Source organism: Clostridium frigidicarnis, assembly GCF_900111985.1.
Taxonomy (GTDB): Bacteria; Bacillota; Clostridia; order Clostridiales; family Clostridiaceae; genus Clostridium_Z; species Clostridium_Z frigidicarnis.
Map to the genome: position 1 here is coordinate 1 of NZ_FOKI01000083.1, position 4,079 is coordinate 4,079.

3 protein-coding genes and 1 tRNA gene are annotated in these 4,079 nt (G+C 28.4%); 2 read left to right on the forward strand and 2 right to left on the reverse strand.

Annotation, left to right across the window (positions count from 1 at the left end; translation table 11 throughout):
* Positions 1 to 335 precede the first annotated feature (335 nt).
* On the reverse strand, positions 336 to 1,550 hold the full coding sequence (locus BM119_RS19255) for a peptidoglycan DD-metalloendopeptidase family protein (RefSeq protein ID WP_090043319.1): 1,215 nt from the start codon (positions 1,548 to 1,550) through the stop codon (positions 336 to 338).
* 191 nt (positions 1,551 to 1,741) lie between these two features.
* On the opposite strand from BM119_RS19255, the gene BM119_RS19260 reads away from it, so the two are divergent.
* Together BM119_RS19260 and BM119_RS19265 are read left to right on the forward strand one after the other, a co-directional pair.
* Positions 1,742 to 2,716, forward strand: a complete 975-nt coding sequence (locus BM119_RS19260; protein WP_090043320.1) for a DnaD domain protein — start codon at positions 1,742 to 1,744, stop codon at positions 2,714 to 2,716.
* Positions 2,709 to 3,695, forward strand: coding sequence for an ATP-binding protein (locus BM119_RS19265; RefSeq protein ID WP_090043321.1), 987 nt, complete (start codon positions 2,709 to 2,711; stop codon positions 3,693 to 3,695). Before BM119_RS19260 ends, BM119_RS19265 begins: the two co-directional genes overlap by 8 nt.
* Positions 3,696 to 3,996: 301 nt before the next feature.
* Here BM119_RS19265 and BM119_RS19270 read toward each other — a convergent pair.
* A tRNA-Asp gene (locus tag BM119_RS19270) sits at positions 3,997 to 4,073 on the reverse strand.
* Positions 4,074 to 4,079 lie beyond the last annotated feature (6 nt).

A 4,079-nucleotide genomic window follows, 5' to 3' on the forward strand; every position in this document is an offset into this window, starting at 1 on the left:
TTTTTTAATTGACAATTGAGAATTGACGATTGACGATTATTGTTGAAAGTCACGGACTTCCTAAATATAAAGTTGAAGGTTGAGAGTGGAAAGTTTAGGTTTTAAAATCTTCCTAAGAAAATTTATCCTTCACTCTCAACTCTCAACCTTCAATTATCAACTAAAAAATCTATATATTTTAATAGTTATCAAAGTTATCCACAGATTCGAAATTTTATAATATCATATAAAGTAAAGTAAAAAAGTACTGTGATATAGCTTAAGAGCCATTATCTCAATACCTTTTTACTTTATTTATATGATATCTACCACATGAATGAAGATTCATTTTACTATTATTTTGCTATAAGGTTTAAGGGATCTTTTGGAGTTCCATTAACTCTTAGTTCAAAGTGTAAATGTGGGCCTGTGCTTCTCCCTGTGTTACCAACTAAAGCAATCTCATCTCCCTTAGCAACTTTATCTCCTACTTTTTTTTCTAGCTTACTACAATGACCATAGATTGTTTCCATGCCATCACCATGTTTTATGATTATTACATTTCCATATCCATCTTGAACTCCAGAAAAACTTACTATACCATCAAGAGCTGCAAATATGGGATCACCAATTCCTCCTGCTATATCAATACCATTATGATTTTTTCCCCATCTCGCTCCAAAGTTTGATGTTATATTATTAATACCTCTAGATGGAGGTGCTAAGAATGCAACATCTGAACCTATAGGGTTCTTAGTTCCATTTTGTACAACCTTTTGTTTCGGTTGTTTTGTAATAGTTTCCTCTATAATCTTTTCATTTTTTATTGCTCCATTAGATAGAGTTACAAGTTTTCTTACTATCTTTTCTCCATCTTCGCCTTCATTTATAACCTTACTTTCGCCTTTGTATAGCTCATCAGTTGGATTTATAATCGTTGTCCTCGATATTGATTTAGTTTCTTCTTTTATTGTTTTTACATCTGTGCATATGAATTTGTCTCCCTTAAGATTTATGTTTTCAATAAACTTTTTATATGTATTATCAAAAGTACCTAATTCATTTAAGGGAGTTACTTTATCCTCATATGAAATGTTGTTAGTTATATTTACTTCCTCTATAGACTCTTCTTTTAAAGAATACTTGGATATATATTCTTTTTTTAAATTTTCTATTATTAATTTACCTTCGTCTTCATTTGATACAACTGCAACTTCCTTTTCATCTATTTTCATTGCTAAAGCATCAACTTCATTATCTAATGAATTTAATACATTTTCTTTTAATGCATCTTCATTTTTAAAGGTATTTTTATCTACAATGGCTATATTATATTTTACTAAACTATCTATTGATAATAGATTAGCTCGCTCCCCTAAATCATTTTCTAAATCTGTAACCACTGATTTCATATAAGTTTTGTTTTTTACATGACCTACACATTTATTATTAATATATACCTCATATCCTACTATATATCTTCCTATGAATAATACTAAAATAAATGTTGTTATAAATCCTAATAGTAGAAATATAACTCTTTTAAAACTTATACTACTGTCCGAATCCACGACAAACCATCTCCTAACTTTCTTTTCTTATATTACCCCTTTTAATCTAACCCTAATTTTAAAATTTATTCATATAGCTTATTTTTTTATGATTTTATATCCCCCTTAAAAATTCTATAGTATTGTTACTTTCATATGCCTTTGTTATAATTGATTGTATTGAAAGCTTAACTTTAAAGGAGGGGTGTATTATGAGTACTTTTATGTTTAAGAGCAATTCAATGAACTATACTCCAGTAAGCAATATATTTATTGAAAAATTCATGCCAAAAGCACGAGGAGAATTCGTTAAAGTATATCTATTGATGTTAAAATATAATAGTTCTGGTGAAATAGGGGTTAACTCCACAATAACTGCATCCACTTTAAACCTATTAGAATCAGATATAATGAATGCGTTAAATTATTGGAATGATGAAGGTGTGATAAACCTTGTTCCTGTTGATAAATTCGGTAATTTTAGTGTTGAATTTGTTGATCTCGATAACATTGACTTGGATTCAATACCTGATGTAAGTTTACTTGATGAGTTAAACAAAGATTCTATAAGGGGAACTATGAAAGAAATTGAAAGAATTCTTGGAAGACCTCTTAATCCAAATGAGATGGAAAATTATTTAAGTTGGCAAAACCAATTTAATTTCTCACCTGAATTGATATTATTACTTATAGAATACTGTGTATCTAAGGGTAAATCAGATTGTAGATATTTCGAGAAAGTTGCAATAAGTTGGTATGATTCAGGGGTAAGAACTATAGAGGATGCCCAAACACATATAAAACAACATGAAGATAAATGGATTAAATACAGAAAAATCTTATCATATCTTGGTCTAAAAGATTCCGAAATTATGAAACCTCAACAAGATATCTTAAATAAATGGGTTAAGGAATGGGGATTTCCTGTTGAAGTAATAGAGAAAGCTGCAAAAATATGTTTTGAAAGATTAAATAGAGCTGATTTCAAATATATGGATGGTATATTAAGTAGTTGGAATAAAGAGGGGATAAAAACTCTAAATGATGTTCTTACTAAGAATAATAAATCTAAATTTACTAAAACTACACCTAAGAATCAAAAAGGAAACTTTAATAACTTTGAGCAACGTACCTATGACTTTGATTCTTTAGAAAGAAAATTATTAGGATGGGATAAGAATGATTAAAAGATATCAAGAACAAATACTTAAATTATACGAAAATATTCGTAAAATTGAAGCCAGTTCATTAAAAACAAGAAGAAAAGAGATAGAAGAACAGTATCCTGAAATAATAAATCTTGAAAGAAAAATAGGAAAACTTTCTGTTGAACTCGCTATGATTTCATTCAAAGATATTAACAATAAAGAAGCTGAATTTAAAAGAATACGAAAAGCAATAACGGATCTTAGAGTAATGAAAGCTGAATTATTAGTATCCCATGGATTTTCTCCTGATTACTTAGATTTGCATTATAGATGTACAAAATGTAAGGATACCGGGTTTATAGTAACTAAAAAATGTTCTTGCTTCAAGCAAAAACTTGTGAATTTCTATTATAAAGATTCTAGATTAAGTGATGTTTTAAAATATGAAAACTTTTCAAATTTTGATTTATCGATTTTTAAATCATATCTTGTAGGAAAAGAAAAGTATTCACCTAGAAAAAACATGGAAAATATACGCACTAAATCCGTTGCATATGTGGATAACTTTAAATTTTCCAACGAAAACATATTATTTTATGGCACATCTGGTACTGGAAAAACCTTTTTAACCCACTGTATTGCAAAAGAATTATTAGATAAAGGTTTTTTAGTTGTATATAGAACTGCTGAAGAATTAATATCAGATTTAAGAACTATAAGGTATAATAATGAACCTTCTCTTGAAGATTTAATATATAACTGTGATTTACTTATAATTGATGATTTAGGAAGTGAAAATATAAATGATTTTTCTAAAATCGAACTTTTTAATTTACTAAATAAAAAACTATTAATAAAAAAGAGAATGCTTATCTCCACCAATCTCACTTTAGAACAATTGCTCCAAACTTATTCTGAGAGAATAACATCAAGATTGCTTGGTAATTTTGATATTTCTAAATTTTATGGTGAAGATATAAGAATTCAAAATAACTTAAAAAAAATACAATCAACTTAAAAAAGTGGCGTAGTCACTTTTTTAGTGGAAAGTTGAGAGTGGAAAGCCACAGGCTTTCTTAAAAAATATTTTTTATTTTAGAAATCTTTTTAAGAAGATTTCATCCTTGACTCTCAACTCTCACCTTTCAATTTTAAACTTAAAAAAGAGATACTAATTAAAATAATTACTTAAATTATTTTAATTAGTACCTCTTTTTACATAATGACTTGTTATTTTTTGAATATGCCTTAATATAGTCTGAAAAACGAAAAAACCTTAGCTAATGCTAAGGTTTTTGCTAACAATGTCAGCTTAAATTTGGCGACCCAGAAGGGACTCGAACCCTCGACCTCCGGCGTGACAGGCCGGCACTCTAACCAACTGAGCCACTGGGCCATATTA